This window comes from Streptomyces luomodiensis (assembly GCF_031679605.1).
GTDB classification, from domain to species: domain Bacteria; phylum Actinomycetota; class Actinomycetes; order Streptomycetales; family Streptomycetaceae; genus Streptomyces; species Streptomyces luomodiensis.
In genome coordinates, this window is sequence record NZ_CP117522.1 from 3,692,320 (window position 1) to 3,710,394 (window position 18,075).

1 protein-coding gene (only partly in view) is annotated in these 18,075 nt (G+C 72.9%); it reads right to left on the reverse strand.

Annotated elements, in window-relative coordinates; translation table 11 throughout:
• Positions 1 to 18,075, reverse strand: the 3' portion of a protein-coding gene (locus PS467_RS15500) for a type I polyketide synthase (RefSeq protein ID WP_311035772.1). 15,624 nt of this gene lie beyond the right edge of the window; 18,075 of the gene's 33,699 nt are visible here — the last part of the coding sequence; the start codon falls outside the window, past its right edge; it ends in the stop codon at positions 1 to 3.

Sequence of the window (18,075 nt, forward strand, 5' to 3'; positions counted from 1 at the left end):
TCAGGACCTTCCGAATTCATTGTTGATGATGTCGAAGATGTCTTCGGCCGAGGCGGAGTCGAGGTCGAGTGCTTCCTCGTCGTCGCCGTCGGCGACCGCGGCGCTCTCGGTCTCGTTCCATGTCCGCAGCAGCGCTTCGAGCCGGGCCGTGACCCGCTCGCGTTCCGTCGCGTCGTCGGAAACGCCTGAGAGGGCGAATTCCAGCTTGTCGATTTCGGCGAGGACCGGGAGTTCCGGTGTGGTGTCCTCACCGAGGAGTTCGGCACGCAGCACATCGGCGAGCACGCTGGGCGTCGGATAGTCGAAGACCAGGGTGGCGGTGAGCTTCAGCCCGGTCGCCGCGTTCAGCCGGTTGCGGAGTTCGACGGCGGTGAGGGAGTCGAAGCCCAGCTCCTTGAAGGCCCGGCCCGCCTCGACGGCTGTGGTGTCGTCGTGTCCGAGGACGGCGGCGACCTCCGTACGGACGAGGTCGAGCAGGACCCGGTCGGCCTCGGGCCCGGTGAGCCCCGCGAGCCGCTGCCGCAGGGACTCCGCCGGTGCCCCGTCCGTCCCGTCGCCGGCGCCGTCGGCGGGGTCCGCCGCGAGGGCACGGGCGACCTCGGGCAGATCGGCGATGAACGGACGGGGGCGTGCCACCGTGAAGGTGGCGGCGAAGCGGTCCCAGTCGACGTCGGCGACGACGACGGTGGTGTCGTTGCGGTCCAGCGCCTGCTGGAGGGCGGCGACGGCGGAGTCCGGGGCCATCACCGGCAGGCCGAGACGGCGCAGCTGCCCGGCCGCCTCGTCGTCGGCGACGAGGCCGCCGTCCGCCCACGGGCCCCAGGCCACGGAGGTGGCGGCCAGGCCACGGGCGCGGCGCCGCTCGGCCAGCGCGTCGAGGAAGGCGTTGCCCGCCGCGTACGCGCCCTGGCCACCACTGCCCCACACCCCGGCGATCGAGGAGAAGAGCACAAAGGCGTCCAGCTCGGTGTCGCCGAGCAGCGCGTCCAGGTGGGCCGCGCCCGCGACCTTCGCCGAGACCACGTCGGCGACATCGCTCGGGGTGGTCTCCGCGAGCGGTGCGAACTGCCCCGCGCCCGCCGCGTGCACGACCGCGCTGAGCGGGTGGTGCGGATGTTCGTCGCGGATGCGGGCCAGCAGTCCGGCGACCGCGTCCCGGTCGGTGACATCGCACGCGGCGACGGTCACCTCGACTCCCTTCGCGGTCAGTTCGGCCATGAGCTGGTCGGCCCCGGGGGCCCGCTGCCCACGGCGTCCGGCCAGGACGAGGTGGTCGGCGCCGTGGTCCGCCAGCCAGCGGGCCACATGGGCACCCAGCGCACCGGTGCCGCCGGTGACCAGGACCGTGCCCCGCGGCCGCCACGGCGCTCCGGTGGCCGGAGTGCGCTCGGCGTGGGCGAGACGGCGGGCCAGGACTCCGGCCGTACGGATCGCCAGCTGGTCCTCGTGGTCGTCGCCGTGTCCGCCGAGCACCCCCGCCAGGCGGTCGGCGGCCCGTTCGTCGAGCGTCGCGGGCACGTCGATCAGACCGCCCCAGCGCTCCGGGTGCTCCAGCGCGACCACCCGGCCGAGACCCCAGGTCTGCGCCTGTGCGGCACTGCCCAGCGGCTCCGAGGCGGCGGTGGCGACGGCGCCGGTGGTGGCGCACCACAGCGGGGCGTCCACGCCCGCGTCCCCGAGCGCCTGCACCAGACTTCCGGTGCCCAGCAGTCCAGTGGGCACGGCGGGGTGGTCGGGGTGCGGACGCTCGTCCAGCGCGAGCAGCGACAGCACACCGGACACCCGCTCGTCGGCCGTGGCCCGGCGGATCCGGTCGGCGAGGGCCTCCCGGTCCAGGTCCCCGCCGCCGGACGGGGTGATGCGCCGGATGTCGGCACCCCGGTCGGCCAGCGCGTCGATGACTCCGCGCACGGTGTCGGCGTGGCCGGCGGACCCGGCCGGTTCGACGACCAGCCAGACACCGGGCACGGCGGCCAGCCGCGGCTCCTGTACCGGCTTCCAGGTGACGCGGTAGCGCCAGCCGTCGAGTGCGGACCGCTCGCGTTCACGCCGCCGCCACGCGGACAGCTCCGGGAGCAGCGCGCTCAGCGGCTGGTCCACGTCGATGCCCACCGCGTCCGCCAGCGAGGAGAGGTCGTCGCTCTCGACCGCCTCCCAGAAGCGGGCGCCGGCCGTGTCGACGGCCGTGGCCACCTGGTCGGGCGTGTGCCGCACGGCATCGTCGAGCCAGTAGCGCCGTCGCTGGAACGCGTACGTGGGCAGCTCGACACGGTGTGCACCGGTCCCGGCGAACAGCGCCTCCCAGTCCAGGGCCGCGCCCCGGACATGCAGCGTGGCCAGCGCGCCGACCAGCGTCTCTGTCTCGGACCGCCCGCCGCGCAGCACGGGCACGAAGGCCACATCGGCCGCGGCCTCGGCGGCTTCGCCTCCGGTGGTGACGCAGTCCTGCGCCATGGCGGACAGCACCCCGTCCGGGCCCAGTTCGACATAGGTGGTGACACCCTGGGCCTCCAGGGCACGGACACCGTCCAGGAAGCGGACGGCGTGGCGCACGTGGCGCACCCAGTAGTCGGACGCCATGCCCAGCTCGTCGGTCACCAGCGCTCCGGTGACGGTGGAGACGATCGGGATGCGCGGCGCACCGTACGTCAGCCCCTCGGCGACCTTGCGGAACTCGGCGAGCATCCCGTCCATGTGCGGGGAGTGGAAGGCGTGGCTGACCGTGAGCCGCTTGGTCTTGCGCCCCCGCGCCTCGAACGAGGCGGCGACCTCCAGCGCCGCGTCCTCGTCGCCCGCGATGACCACCGACGTGGGTCCGTTGAGGGCGGCGATGCCGACGCCCTCGACCAGCAGCGGCTCGACCTCGTCCTCCGCCGCCTGGAGCGCGATCATCGCACCGCCGGACGGCAGTTCCTGCATCAGCCGACCGCGCGCGGCCACCAGCGTGGCGGCGTCCTCGAGCGACAGCACCCCGGCCACATGGGCCGCGGCCAGCTCGCCGATCGAGTGCCCGGCCAGGACGTCGGGCCGCAGCCCGGCGGCCTCGGCCAGCCGGAACAGCGCCACCTCGAGGGCGAACAGCGCGGGCTGGGTGAACCCGGTCTGGTGCAGCGGCTCCTCGTCGGTGCCGAACAGCACGTCGTACAGCGGCCGCGTCAGATGCCGGTCCAGCTCGGCGCAGACCGCGTCCAGCGCCTCGGCGAAGACGGGGCTGGCCTCGTACAGCTCTCGGCCCATGCCGAGCCGCTGGCTGCCCTGCCCGGTGAAGAGCACGGCGGTACGGCCTTCCGTGGGCACGCCCCGGATCAGCTGTGCGGCCGACTCGCCGCGCGCGAGCGCGGTGAGGCCCGCGAGCAGCCGGTCCCGGTCCTGGCCGAGGACCACCGCACGGTGGTCCAGCGCGGACCTGGTGGTGGCCAGGGAGTACGCGACGTCCACGGCGTCCGCCCCGGTGTCGGCCTCCAGGTGGGCGCGCAGCCGTTCGGCCTGGGCCCGCAGCGCGTCCTCGCCCTTGGCCGACAGCGGCCAGGCCACCACATCGGACCGGACCAGGGGGCGCTCCGGGTCGCCGCTCCGGTCCTGCTCGGGGGCCGCGACGGGCTCCGGGGCCTGCTCCAGGACCGTATGGGCGTTGGTGCCGCTGAAGCCGAACGACGAGACGCCCACCCGGCGCGGACGGCCGGTCTCCGGCCAGGGCCGGGCCTCGGTCAGCAGCTCGATGTCGCCTGCCGACCAGTCGACGTGCGGCGACGGCTCGTCGACGTGGAGGGTGCGCGGCAGCACCCCGTGGCGCATGGCGAGAACCATCTTGATGATGCCCGCGACACCGGCGGCGGCCTGGGTGTGGCCGATGTTGGACTTGATGGAGCCCAGCCACAGCGGCCGGTCCGCGTCCCGCTCCTGGCCGTAGGTGGCCAGCAGCGCCTGGGCCTCGATGGGGTCGCCGAGCCGGGTGCCGGTGCCGTGGGCCTCGACCGCGTCCACATCGGCGGCCGACAGACCGGCACTGGCCAGCGCCTGCCGGATCACCCGCTGCTGCGAGGGCCCGTTCGGCGCCGTCAGACCGTTCGACGCACCGTCCTGGTTGATGGCGGAGCCCCGGACGAGCGCGAGCACCGGGTGGCCGTTGCGGCGCGCGTCCGACAGCCGCTCGACCACCAGCATGCCCACGCCCTCGCCCCAGCCCGTGCCGTCCGCACCGGCCGCGAAGGCCTTGCACCGGCCGTCGGGGGCCAGCCCGCGCTGACGGCTGAACTCGATGAACGCGCCGGGACTCGACATGACCGTCACACCGCCCGCGAGCGCGATCGAGCATTCGCCCTGGCGCAGTGCCTGGATCGCCCAGTGCAGCGCCACCAGCGAGGAGGAGCAGGCCGTGTCGACGGTGACCGCCGGGCCCTCGAGGCCGAAGGCGTATGAGAGCCGGCCGGAGACCACGCTGGCCGCGTTGCCCGTGCCGAGGTAGCCCTCGACCCCCTCGGGGACCGTGTGCAGCGTGGCGTGGTAGTCCTGCCCGTTCGTGCCGACGAAGACACCGGCCGAGGAGCCGCGCAGCGTCGCCGGGTCGATGCCTGCGCGCTCGAACGCCTCCCACGAGGTCTCCAGCAGCAGCCGCTGCTGCGGGTCCATGGCGAGCGCCTCACGCGGCGAGATCCCGAAGAACGCGGCGTCGAAGTGGCCCGCGTCGTAGAGGAATCCCCCCTCGCGTGCGTAGAAGGTGCCCCGCTTGTCCGGGTCCGGGTCGTAGAGCGCGTCCAGGTCCCAGCCACGGTCGGACGGGAACTCCGCGATCGCGTCCCCGCCTGCCGTCAGCAGTTGCCACAGCTCCTCCGGCGACCGCACCCCGCCCGGGAAGCGGCAGCTCATCGACACGATCGCGATCGGATCGTCATCGGTCGCCACCGGCACGGGCACGGGCTGGGAGGTGTCGGCACCGGTGTCCGCACCCGTCAGCTCGCCGCGCAGGTACCCCGCGAGGGCGGAGGCGGTCGGGTAGTCGAAGACCAGCGTCGCGGGCAGCTGGATGCCGGTGGCCGCGTTCAGCCGGTTGCGCAGCTCGACCGCGGTGAGCGAGTCGAAACCCAGCTCGCTGAAAGCCCGGTCCACACCGATCGACTCCGAACCGTCATGGCCCAACACCACGGCCACCTGCGTACGGACCAGGTCCAGCAGCAGCCGGTCCCGTTCCGCCTCCGCCAGGCCGGTAAGCCGTGCGGCGAGCGAGGAGCCGTCGGCCACGGGCTCGGCGGCGGAGTCCTCCGCCACCGCACGCGCCTCCGGCAGATCCGCGAACAGACGGCTGGGCCGGACGGCGGTGAACTCCGGCGCGAACCGCCTCCAGTCGATGTCCGCGACGGTGACAGCCGTCTCGTCCAGATCGAGCGCCCGCTGTAGTGCGGCGATGGCCAACTCGGCGTCCATCGGCGGCAGTCCACCGCGTCGCATGCGCTGTTCCAGCGCCCCGTCCGCGGCCATCCCGCCCTCGGCCCACGGACCCCAGGCGATCGAGGTGGCGGGCAGCCCCTCGGCGCGCCGCCGCTCGGCGAGCGCGTCCAGATAGGCGTTGGCCGCCGCGTAGTTGCCCTGTCCGGCGGCGCCGAACGTGCCGCTCATCGAGGAGAACAGCACAAAGGCCGACAGCTCCCGATCACGCGTCAGCTCGTCGAGATGGGCCGCGGCGGCCACCTTGGCCCGCAGCACGGCCGTGAACCGCTCGGGGGTGAGCGAGTCCAGCACACCGTCGTCCAGCACACCCGCCGTGTGCACCACACCAGTCAGCGGCAGCTCGGCCGGGAGGGAGCCGAGCAGCTCCGCGAGCGCGTCCCGGTCGGCCACGTCGCAGGCCGCCACGGTCACCCGGGCGCCGGAAGCGGCGAGTTCGTCGCGCAGCTCGACGGCGCCGGGGGCATCGAGACCACGGCGGCTGGTGAGCAGCACGTGCTCGGCGCCGCCCGCGACCAGCCAGCGGGCCACCCGCGCACCCAGCGCGCCCGTACCGCCGGTGACCAGGGTCGTACCCGCGCCCGGGGTCCACGAGCCGCGGGCGGACGCCGCGGATGCCCGCACCAGACGACGTCCGAACACACCCGAGGCACGCACCGCGACCTGGTCCTCGCCACCGGCACCGGCACCGGCCAGCACCTCCGCCAGCCGCCCCAGCGCACGCTCGTCCACGACCTCCGGGAGGTCGACCAGACCACCCCACCGCTCAGGCAGCTCCAACGCCGCCACCCGGCCCAGACCCCACACCTGCGCCTGCACCGGGCTGACCGCCCCGTCCGAACGCCCCACCGACACCGCGCCCCGTGTGACCACCCACAACGACGCGCCGATACCCGTGTCGCCCAAGGCCTGCGTCAGCGCCGCCGTGGCCAGGAGGCCGTCCCCGTCCGCCAGAGCCAGCAGGGACACCACACCACCGGTCACGGCCTCGGCGCCGGAGGCCTCGGTGAGCCGCGCGGCCAGCGCGGCGCGGTCGTCATCGGCGGCCATCACCACCTGCCGCACGTCGGCACCGCGCTCGTTCAACATCCCCACCACACCGGCGGTCCGCGCGTCACCGACCGCATCGGCCGGTACCACCACGAGCCAACGGCCGCTCAGGGACGCGGCGGAACGGTCGGTGACCGGCTTCCACGACACCCGGTAGCGCCAGCCGTCCACCGTCGAACGCTCCGACTGCCGGCGCCGCCACGACGACATCGAGGGCAGCAGTGCCTCCAGCGCCTCGTTGTCCTCGGCGCCGAGGTCCAAGGTGGCGGCGAGCGACGCCAGGTCCTCGCGCTCGACGGCCTCCCAGAAGCGGGCGTCGACCGCGTCCCGGGCCGTGGCGTCGGCAGCCACGGTGGCCGTCGACGCCTCCAGCCAGTAGCGGCGTCGCTGGAAGGCGTAGGTCGGCAGTTCCACGCGCCGCGCACCGGTCCCCGCGTAGAACGCCTCCCAGTCCAGGCCCACGCCCCGCACCTGGAGCGCGGCAAGGGCACCGGCCAGCGTCGCGGCCTCCGAACGGCCCTCGCGCAGGAGGGCGACGAAGGCCGCCGTGTCACCGCCGGTGAGGCAGTCCTGGCCCATGGCGGACAGCACACCGTCGGGACCGAGCTCGAGGTAGGTGGTGACACCCTGGGCCTCCAGGGTGCGGACACCGTCGAGGAAGCGGACCGCCTCGCGGACGTGACGCACCCAGAAGTCGGCGCTGGTGATCTCCTCGGCGGAGACGACCGTCCCGGTGAGGTTGGAGACGATCGGGATCCGCGGGGCCTCGTAGGTCAGCCCCTCGGCCACCTCACGGAAGGCGTCCAGCATCCCGTCCATACGGGGCGAGTGGAACGCGTGGCTGACGGTGAGCCGCTTGGTCTTACGGCCCTGGGCCTCGAAGCCCGCCGCGATCTCCACCGCAGCGTCCTCGTCGCCCGCGATGACCACGGAGGCCGGACCGTTGACGGCGGCGATCGAGACCCGCTCGGTCAGCAGCGGCGCCACCTCGTCCTCCGACGCCTGCACCGCGATCATCGCGCCACCGGCCGGCAGCTCCTGCATCAGCCGGCCACGCGCCGCCACCAACGTGCACGCGTCGGCGAGGGACAGCACACCCGCCACATGCGCGGCGGCCAGCTCACCGATGGAGTGCCCGGACAGGAAATCGGGCCGCAGCCCCCACGCCTCGACGAGGCGGAACAGCGCCACCTCGACCGCGAACAGCGCGGGCTGGGTGAACCCGGTCCGGTCCAGCGCCTCGGCGTCCTCGCCGAACAGGACCTCACGAAGCGGCCGTTCGAGGTGCCGGTCCAGCTCCGCGCACACCGCGTCCAGCGCCTCCGCGAACACCGGATAGGCGTCGTACAGCTCACGCCCCATCCCCAGCCGCTGGCTGCCCTGCCCCGTGAACAGGAACGCCAGCTTCCCGGCCACCGGCGACCCCTCCACCAGGCCCGTGGCCGGTTCACCGGAGGCCAGCGCCTCCAGGGCGCGCAGGAAGCCCTCGCGGCCATCGGCCACCAGCACCGCACGATCCGCGAACGCGCCGCGCCCGGTGGCCAGGGTGTAGCCGATGGCGGCCAGGTCCACGTCCGCGTCGGCGGAGCGCAGCCGGTCGTGCAGACGGCGGGCCTGGCCACGCAGCGCCTCCCGGCCCACGGCCGACAACGGCCACGGGAGCACCGGCGGTACGGCGGACGGCCGCGCCGCCTCGTCCTCGTGGGCCTCGATGGCCGGCGGCTGCTCGATGATGGTGTGCGCGTTGGTGCCACTGATACCGAACGAGGAGATACCCGCACGGCGCGGACGACCCGCCTCCGGCCACTCCCGCGCCTCGGTCAGCAGCGCGACCGCGCCGTCCGCCCAGTCGACGTTCGGCGACGGCGCGTCGACGTGCAGCGTCCGCGGCAGCACTCCGTGCCGCATCGCCATGACCATCTTGATGATGCCCGCCACACCGGCCGCGGCCTGGGTGTGCCCGATGTTGGACTTGATCGACCCCAGCCACAACGGCCGGTCGGCGTCCCGCTCCTGACCGTAGGTGGCCAGCAGCGCCTGCGCCTCGATGGGGTCGCCGAGCCGGGTGCCGGTGCCATGGGCCTCGACCGCGTCCACCTCACCGGCCGACAGCCCCGCACTGGCCAGCGCCTGCCGGATCACCCGCTGCTGCGAGGGCCCGTTCGGCGCCGTCAGACCATTCGACGCACCGTCCTGGTTGATCGCGCTACCGCGCACGACCGCGAGCACCGGGTGGCCGTTGCGCCGGGCGTCCGACAGCCGCTCGACCAGCAGCATGCCCGCGCCCTCGCCCCAGCCCGTACCGTCCGCACCGGCCGCGAACGACTTGCACCGGCCGTCCGCGGCCAGGCCGCGCTGACGGCTGAAGTCGATGAACGTATCGGGTGTGGCCATGACCGCCACACCGCCGGCCAGCGCCATCGTGCACTCACCCGCGCGCAGCGCCTGAATCGCCCAGTGCAGGGCGACCAGCGACGACGAGCACGCCGTGTCGATCGTGACCGCCGGGCCCTCCAGGCCGAAGGTGTACGCCACCCGGCCGGACGCGACACTGCCCGCGGTCCCGGTGCCCATATAACCCTCGACATCCTCCGGCACACCTGCCACACCGGTGAGGTAGTCGTGGTACATGACGCCGGCGAAGACGCCGGTCTTGCTGCCGCGCACCGTCGCCGGGTCGATGCCCGCGCGTTCGAACGCCTCCCACGAGGTCTCCAGCAGCAGCCGCTGCTGCGGGTCCATGGCGAGCGCCTCACGCGGCGAGATCCCGAAGAAGTCCGGATCGAAGTCGGCCGCGTCGTGCAGGAAACCGCCCTCGCGGGTGTACGAGGTGCCCGCGTGGTCCGGGTCCGGGTGGTACAGACCGTCGAGGTCCCAGCCACGGTCCACGGGGAAGCCGGAGATGCCGTCGCCGCCGGTGGCGACGAGCTCCCACAGCTCCTCCGGGGTGCGCACCCCGCCGGGGAAGCGGCAGCTCATGCCGACGATGACGATCGGGTCGTCGTCCACCGCCGGAGCCGCCTGCGTCCGCACGGGAACGAGCGGCGCGGTGACCTCCTCAGCGCCCAGCAGCTCCTCGCGCAGATGACCGGCCAGGGCGGTCGGGGTCGGGTAGTCGAAGACGAGCGTCGCCGGCAGCCGCAGCCCGGTAACGGTCCGGAGGTCATTGCGGAGTTCCACAGCGGTCAGCGAGTCGAAGCCCAGCTCCTTGAACGCCCGCCCCGCCTCAACGGCCTCCGCACCCCCGTAACCGAGCACCGCGGCGACCCGGCCACACACCAACTCCAGCAGCTCACGGTCCTGTTCGGGCCGGGTGAGCCCGGCGAGGCGCTGGGCGAGCGAGGGGCCGTCGGCGGTGGCGGCGGCCGCCCGGCGGGCCGGCGCCCGGACCAGACCACGGAACAGCGCCGGGACGGTACCGGTCGCCGCCGCCTCGCTGCGCAGCGAGGCGTAGTCCAGCCGCATCGGGAACAACACGGCCGCGTCGTCGGCGCGGGCCGCGTCGAAGAGCGCGAGCCCCTCGTCGGGGGCGATCGGCGCGACCCCGCCGCGCACGATGCGCCGCAGATCGACCTCGTCCAGCCCGCTGCCCATGCCCGCACCGGCCCACAGCCCCCAGGCCAGCGCGGTGGCCGGAAGGCCCTGGGCGACACGGTGCTGGGCGAGCGCCTCCAGGAAGGAGTTGGCGGCGGCGTAGCTCGCCTGCCCGGATGCGCCGAACACGGCGGCGGCACCGGAGAACAGCACGAACGCGGACAGCTCGCGGTCGCGGGTCAGCTCATGCAGGTTCCACGCCGCGTCCACCTTCGGACGCAACACCCGCGCCACCCGCTCCGGCGTCAGCGACTCCAGAACGCCGTCGTCCAGCACGCCCGCGCTGTGCACCACAGCGGTCAGCGGATACTCGGCCGGGATGGCGTCCAGGGTCGCGGCGAGCGCCTCGCGGTCGGCGACATCGCAGGCCGCCCATGTCACCGTGGCACCGGCCGCCGTCAGATCGGCGCTCAGCTCCTCGGCGCCCTCGGCGTCAGCACCACGACGGCTCACCAGCAACAGATGCCGTACGCCGTGGGCGGAGACGAGATGGCGCGCGAAGAGACCGCCCAGGGTTCCCGAGGCGCCGGTGACCAGCACCGTGCCGTGCTCATCGAAGGACGGAGCGGTGTCGTTGTCGTTCTCGTCGGTGACCGGAACCCGGGCCAGCCGGGGCGCCAGCGCCACGCCCGCGCGCAACGCCAGCTCCGCCTCGTCCATGCCCAGCGCCCCGGGCACCGCACGGTACGAGCCCTCGTCCCCGTCCACGTCCAGCAGCACCAGACGGCCCGGGTTCTCCGACTGCGCGGAGCGGAACAGACCGCGCACGGCGGCGTACGGCAGGTCCGCCACGCCCGCCCCCGGCTCGGTCTCCACCGCACCCCGGGTCAGCAGCACCAGCCGCGCCGCGGCGAACCGCTCATCCGCCAGCCACTCCTGAAGCAGGGCGAGCACGGCCTGCGTGGCCTCGTGCACAGCCGACGCGTCTCCACCGCCGAAGCCGCCTGTGCCGTCGACGAACACGGTGTCGGGCACGGGCGCCCCGGCCTCGACAGCCGTCCGCAGCACCGCCAGATCGCCGAACGCGGCGAGCCGGATTCCGGGCCCGAACGCGCTCTCCAGCACGGCCAGCTCCCCGGCATCCACGCCGAGCACGGCCCACTCGCCCGTGGCCGCCCCCGTGGTGGGCGCCGGAACCGCGGTCCAGTCCAGCCGGAACAGCGACTCGTGCAGCCCACCACGCGCCGCGCGCACCTGGTCGGCCGAGGCCACCCGCAAGGCCACGGACTCGACCGTGGCCACCGCACGCCCCGTACCGTCGGCCACCAGCAGCGACACCGCGTTCGCCGAACGCTCGGACAGCCGCACCCGCAGCGCACCGGCCCCAGCCGAATACAGCTGGACGCCGTTCCACGCGAACGGAAGCAGCGCGCCCTCGGCCGCACCCGGATCGGCGGTGTCCAGGCCAATGGCGTGCAGTGCCGCGTCGAGCAGGGCCGGATGCAGCCCGAACCGCTCGGCCTCGGCATCCGACGTCAGCGACGCGTCCTCGGGGAAGCCCACCTCGGCGTAGAGGTTCTCGCCCAGCCGCCAGGCGCCCTTGAGCCCCTGGAACACCGGCCCGTAGCCGAGCCCCATCCCGGCCAGCTCCTCATACAGTCCCTCGACCGCGATCGGCGTCGCGCCCTGCGGCGGCCACACCGCGAGCTCCTCGAGGTCGGCGCCCGGGGCCCCGGGCGCGAGCACACCGGTGGCATGCCGCGTCCACGGCTCGGTCCCCAGTGCGTCCTGCCGACGCGAATGCACACTGAAGGAGCGGCGACCGGACTCGTCCGGCCCCTCCACAACGAGCTGCACCCGCACCCCGATGTGCTCCGGCAGCACGAGCGGGGCTTCCAGGGTCAGTTCGTCCACCCGCGCACAGCCCACCTGGACACCGGCAGCACTCGCCAGCTCCACGAACGCCGTACCGGGCAGCAGCACGGTATCCATGATCACGTGGTCCGCCAGCCACGCGTGCGTACGCGTGGACAGCACCCCGGTGAGCAGAAGACCGTCGGCGTCGGCGAGCGCAACGGCGGCACCGAGCAACGGATGGTCGATATCGCCCAGCCCGATCGACTCCGGGTCGCCCGCCATCAGGGCGGCCGGGCTGGGCCAGTACCGCTGCCGCTGGAAGGGATACGTCGGCAGCTCGGCCGGCTCCACACGGGCGGCACCCGCACCGGCGAAGACGGCCGCCCAGTCCGGCGTCACACCACGGACATGCGCCCGCGCGACGGCCGAGAGCAGCGCCTCGGCCTCGGGCCGGTCCTTGCGCAGCGCGGCGGCGAACGCGACATCCTCGCCCGTCGCACACTCCTGCGCCATCGCGGAGAGGACACCGTCGGGGCCCAGCTCGACGAAGGTGGTGACGCCCTGGGTTTCGAGAGTGCGGATGCCGTCGAGGAAGCGGACCGCCTCGCGGACGTGGCGCACCCAGAAGTCGGCGCTGGTGATCTCCTCAGCGGAGACGACGTCTCCGGTGAGGTTGGAGACGATCGGGATGCGCGGAGCCTCGTAGGTGAGCTCCTGCGCCACCTCGCGGAACGCCTCCAGCATCCCGTCCATACGGGGCGAGTGGAAGGCGTGGCTGACGGTGAGCCGCTTGGTCTTACGGCCCTGGGCCTCGAACGACGCCGCGATCTCCAGAGCCGCGTCCTCGTCACCCGCGATGACGACGGAGGAAGGCCCGTTGAGTGCGGCGATCGAGACGCGCTCGGTCAGCAGCGGCGCCACCTCGTCCTCCGACGCCTGGACAGCGATCATCGCGCCACCGGCCGGCAGCTCCTGCATCAGCCGCCCACGGGCCGCCACCAACGTGCACGCGTCCGCGAGGGACAGCACACCCGCCACATGTGCGGCAGCCAGCTCACCGATCGAATGCCCGGACAGGAAATCGGGACGCAGGCCCCACGCCTCGACCAGCCGGAACAGCGCCACCTCGATGGCGAACAGCGCGGGCTGAGTGAACCCGGTCTGGTCGAGCGCCTCGGCATCGTCCCCGAACAGCACATCCCGCAGCGGCCGCTCCAGATGCAAATCCAGATGCGCACACACCTCATCCAACGCATCCGCGAACACCGGATAGGCGTCATACAGCTCACGGCCCATCCCCAGCCGCTGGCTGCCCTGCCCCGTGAACAGGAACGCCACCTTGCCCTCGGCAACCGAGCCTTCGACCACGCCCGGGGCGGCCTCGCCCCGGGCCAGCGCGTCGAGTGCCCGCAGCAGGCCGTCCCGGTCACCGACGGTCAGCACCGCACGCCGCTCCAGGGCAGCGCGGCCGATGGCCAGAGTGTGGGCGACGTCGAGCGGCGCCGACTCCGGCCGCTCCGCGAGGTGGGTGTGCAGGCGTCCGGCCTGCTCCCGCAGCGCTTCGGCGTTCTTGGCCGACAGCACGAACGGCAGCACACCGCCGAGACCATTCCACTCGGGCGTCTCGGTCGGCTCGGCGGGAAGGGCCGGGGCCTGCTCGATGATGGTGTGCGCGTTGGTGCCACTGATACCGAACGAGGAGATACCCGCACGGCGCGGACGACCCGCCTCCGGCCACTCCACCCGCTCCGTCAGCAGCGAGACGGCCCCCGCCGACCAGTCCACGTGCGGCGACGGCTCATCCACGTGCAACGTCTGCGGCAGCACACCATGCCGCATCGCCAGCACCATCTTGATAATGCCCGCCACACCGGCCGCGGCCTGGGTGTGCCCGATGTTGGACTTGATGGACCCCAGCCACAACGGCCGGTCGGCGTCCCGCTCCTGGCCATACGTGGCCAGCAGCGCCTGGGCCTCGATCGGGTCACCCAGCCTCGTACCCGTGCCGTGCGCCTCGACCACGTCCACATCACCGGCCGACAGCCCGGCGCTGGTCAGTGCCTGCCGGATGACGCGCTGCTGGGAGGGACCGTTCGGCGCCGTCAGACCATTGGACGCACCGTCCTGGTTGATGGCCGAGCCCCGCACGATGGCCAGCACCGGGTGGCCGTTCTTCTCCGCGTCCGACAGCCGCTCCACCAGCAGCATGCCCACGCCCTCGCCCCAACCGGTGCCATCGGCCCCGGCCGCGAACGCCTTGATCCGGCCGTCGGCGGCAAGCCCGCGCTGACGGCTGAAGTCGATGAAGCTCTCGGGGGTGGACATCACCGTGACACCACCCGCGAGCGCCATCGAGCACTCACCCTGCCGCAGCGCCTGCACCGCCAGATGCAGCGCCACCAGCGACGACGAACACGCCGTGTCAACCGTGACCGCCGGACCCTCAAGGCCAAAGGTGTAAGCGACGCGGCCGGACACCACACTCGCCGCGTTACCCGTGCCCAGATGACCCTCCAGGCCCTCCGGCGCCTGCATCAGCAACGACAGATAGTCCTGACCGTTGGTCCCGGCGAAGACACCGATCTGCTCACCGCGCAGCGCGTTCGGGTCGATGCCCGCACGCTCGAACGCCTCCCACGACGTCTCCAGCAACAGCCGCTGCTGCGGATCCATGGCAAGGGCCTCACGCGGCGAGATCCCGAAGAACGCCGCGTCGAAGTCCCCGGCGTCGTAGAGGAAACCGCCCTCACGCGTATACGACGTCCCCTGACGCTCCGGATCCGGGTCATACAACCCCGCCAGATCCCAGCCACGGTCGGACGGGAACTCCGCAATCGCGTCCCCACCCGCCGTCAGCAGCTCCCACAGCTCCTCCGGCGACCGTACCCCACCCGGGAAACGACAGCTCATCGCCACGATCGCGATCGGATCATCGGCCACCGCAACCGTCCCGCGCGCGGCCACGCCGCCGGTCGCCGCGACATCCGCGCCCAGCAGCTCGGCACGCAGGTGCTGGGCGAGGGCGGTGGCGTTCGGGTAGTCGTAGATCAGCGTGGCGGGCAGGCGCAGGCCGGTCGCCGCGTTCAGCCGGTTCCGCAGCTCAACGGCGGTGAGCGAGTCGAAGCCCAGCTCCTTGAACGCCCGCCCGGCCTCGACCGCCTCGGCCCCGCCGTGCCCCAGCACCGACGCGACCTGCGCACGCACCAACTCCAACAGCGTCTGCGTGCGCTCGGTCTCCGTCAGACCCGACAGCCGCTCCGCGAGCGTGCCGGTCCCTGCGGTGACGGCCGGACGCGGCGCGCCCTCGGCGGCCTGCACCGGACGCGCCTCGGGCAGCTCGCCGAACAGTGCGCTCGGCCGCACGGCGGTGAACTCGGCGAGGAACTGGTCCCAGTCGATGTCCGCGACCGTCACAGCGGTGTCATCGAGGTCCAGCGCCTGCCGCAACGCGGCCAGCGCCGACTCGGGCGCCATCGGCGGCACCCCATCCCGGCGCATCCGCCGCGCCAACGCCTCGTCAGCGGCCATGCCGCCCTCGGCCCACGGACCCCACGCAATCGAGGTCGCGGGCAGCCCGTCAGCACGCCGCCGCTCAGCCAACGCATCCAGATAAGCATTGGCCGCCGCATAATTCCCCTGCCCAGCCGCACCCACCGAACCCGAGATCGAGGAGAACAGCACAAACGCCGACAGGTCCAGGTCACGCGTCAGCTCGTCCAAATGACGTGCGGCGTCGGTCTTCGCCCGGAGCACCGAGGCGAACCGCTCCGGCGTGAGCGAATCCAGTACCCCGTCGTCCAGCACACCAGCCGCATGCACCACAGCCGTCAGCGGGAACTCCGCCGGTATGGACACCAGCAGCTCGGCAAGCGCGTCCCGGTCGGCCACATCACACGCGGCCACCGTCACCCGAGCACCCGAAGCCACCAGCTCATCCCGCAGCTCCACCGCACCCGGAGCCTCCAGCCCACGACGACTGGTCAACACCACATGCTCAGCACCGTTCGCCACCAACCAACGGGCCACATGAGCACCCAGCGCACCGGTACCACCCGTCACCAGCACCGAACCCGAAGCCCGCCAGCCCTCATCGCCCGACGTCCGGCTCCCGACCGCCCGCACCAGCCGGCGCCCGAACACACCCGACCCACGCACCGCGACCTGGTCCTCGCCACCGGCACCGGCCAACACACCGGCCAGCCGTCCCAGCGCACGCTCGTCGGCCGTCTCGGGAAGGTCGACCAGACCACCCCACCGCTCCGGCAGCTCCAACGCCGCCACCCGGCCAAGCCCCCACACCAACGCCTGGCCAGGGCTCACCACACCATCCGAACGCCCGACCGACACCGCACCCCGCGTCGCCACCCACAACGGCGCACCCACACCCGCATCACCCAACGCCTGCACCAACACAGCCGTACGCAACAGACCCGACGCACCCTCGACCGCCAGCAGCGAGAACACCCCCGCCACCGAACCGCCCACGACCGCCGCACGCAGTTCCTCCGCCAGCCCGGCCCGGTCCCCAGCACCCAGCTCGACCACGCGCACATCAACGCCACGCCCGGCCAACATCCGCACAACGCCAGCGGCCCAGGCACCCTCGGCCTCACCCGCGGGGACGACCACCAGCCAGCAGCCATCCAACACACCAGCCGCCGACCGCTCCGTCACCGGCTTCCACGACACCCGGTAACGCCAACCATCCACCGCCGTACGCACCGACTCCTGCCGCCGCCACGACGACAACGCCGGCAACACCTCACCCAGCGGCCCCGGATCCACCGCGAGCTCCGCCGCCAACGCGGTCACATCCCCGCGCTCCACCACATCCCAGAACCGCCCGTCCACCGCCGAGCCAGCTCCGGCGTCGGCCGTCGGGGCCTCTTCCCACCAGTACCGCTGGCGCTGGAAGGCATACGTCGGCAGCTCAACCCGCCGCGCCCCAGTGCCCTCGAAAAACGCCGCCCAATCGGGACGCCGACCCCGGACATGGAGCAGAGCAAGAGCCCCGGTCACCGACTCGGCCTCCGCACGCCCCTTGCGCAACGCGGCGGCGAACGCGACATCCTCCCCCGTCACGCACTCCTGCGCCATCGCCGACAGCACACCATCGGGACCGAGCTCAACGAAGGTCGTCACACCCTCCGCTTCCAACGCCCGCACACCGTCGAGGAAACGCACGGCCTCACGGACATGCCGCACCCAGAAGTCAGCGGTCGTGATCTCCTCAGCGGAGACGAGGGTGCCGGTCAGGTTGGACACGATCGGGATACGCGGAGCCTCGTAGGTCAGCCCCTGCGCCACCTCGCGGAACGCCTCCAGCATCCCGTCCATACGCGGCGAATGGAACGCGTGGCTCACGGTGAGCCGCTTGGTCTTACGACCCTGCGCCTCGAAGCCCGCGGCGATCTCCAGAGCCGCGTCCTCATCACCCGCGATGACCACCGACGTCGGCCCGTTCAGCGCGGCAATGCTGACCCGCTCGGTCAGCAGCGGCGCCACCTCGTCCTCCGACGCCTGGATAGCGATCATCGCGCCGCCGGCCGGCAGCTCCTGCATCAGACGGCCACGAGCCGCCACCAGCGTCGCCGCGTCGGCGAGGGACAGCACGCCCGCCACATGTGCGGCAGCCAGCTCACCAATCGAATGACCGGAGAGGAAGTCCGGCGTCAGGCCCCACGCCTCGACCAGCCGGAACAGCGCCACCTCGATGGCGAACAGCGCAGGCTGAGTGAACCCCGTCTGGTCCAGTGCTTCCGCGTCATCCCCGAACAGCACATCCCGCAGCGGCCGCTCCAGATGCAGATCCAGATGCGCACACACCTCATCCAACGCATCCGCGAACACCGGATAGGCGTCATACAGCTCACGCCCCATCCCCAGCCGCTGACTCCCCTGTCCCGTGAACAGGAACGCCACCTTGCCGTCCGCAACCGTCCCCTCCACCACGGACGGAGCCGACTCACCCCGCTCCAGTGCGGTGAGCGTCCGCAACAGGGCGTCCCGGTCACCGACGGTCAGCACCGCACGCCGCTCCAGGGCAGCGCGGCCGACAGCCAGAGCGTGAGCGACATCAAGCAGCACCGACTCCGGCCGCTCCGCGAGGTGGGTGCGCAGGCGTCCGGCCTGCTCCCGCAGCGCTTCGGCGTTCTTGGCCGACAGCACGAACGGCAGCACACCGCCAAGACC